The organism is Pseudomonas sp. Sample_10 (assembly GCF_004321495.1).
Lineage (GTDB): Bacteria > Pseudomonadota > Gammaproteobacteria > Pseudomonadales > Pseudomonadaceae > Aquipseudomonas.
In genome coordinates this window covers 1-708 of record NZ_RCOE01000045.1, presented here as the reverse complement: position 1 = coordinate 708, position 708 = coordinate 1, and the positions used below count along the sequence as shown (strand labels likewise).

Sequence of the window (708 nt, the reverse complement as noted above, 5' to 3'; positions counted from 1 at the left end):
CGATTTATCCCTTTGCTGTGCGTCAGTAATCTGTACCCAACTTGAACGCAACAACAAAACTCCAAACTTGAAAAGGGACGCACACCATGACCACTCCAACCTACAACCGCCTGAACAAAGACGACGCTATCGTGCTGCTGGTTGACCACCAGACCGGTCTGATCTCGCTGGTGCAGGACTTCTCGCCGAACGAGTTCAAGAACAACGTGCTGGCGCTGGCGGATCTGGCCAAGTTCTTTGACCTGCCAACCATCCTCACCACCAGCTTCGAACAAGGCCCGAACGGCCCGCTGGTGCCGGAGCTGAAAGAGATGTTCCCGGACGCGCCGTACATCGCTCGCCCTGGCCAGATCAACGCCTGGGACAATGAAGATTTCGTCAAGGCGATCAAGGCCACCGGGCGCAAGCAGATCATCATTGCCGGTGTGGTCACGGATGTCTGTGTAGCGTTCCCGACCCTGTCGGCACTGGCGGAAGGTTTTGATGTGTTCGTAGTCACCGATGCGTCCGGCACCTTCAACACCACCGTGCAGCAAGCCGCATGGAGCCGCATGACTCAGGCCGGCGCGCAGATGATGAACTGGTTCTCGGTGGCCTGTGAGCTGCACCGCGACTGGCGCAACGACATTGAAGGCCTGGGCAATCTGTTGTCGCAGCGCATTCCCAACTACCGCAACCTGATGAACAGCTACTCGGCGCTGACGCAGC

1 protein-coding gene is annotated in these 708 nt (G+C 58.1%); it reads left to right on the top strand.

Translation table 11 applies throughout. From position 1 onward, the window contains the following. Positions 1–86: 86 nt before the first annotated feature. Positions 87–708 (top strand): isochorismate family cysteine hydrolase YcaC (gene ycaC / locus D8U18_RS03520; RefSeq protein ID WP_131107033.1); only part of this gene is annotated, 622 nt, incomplete at its 3' end.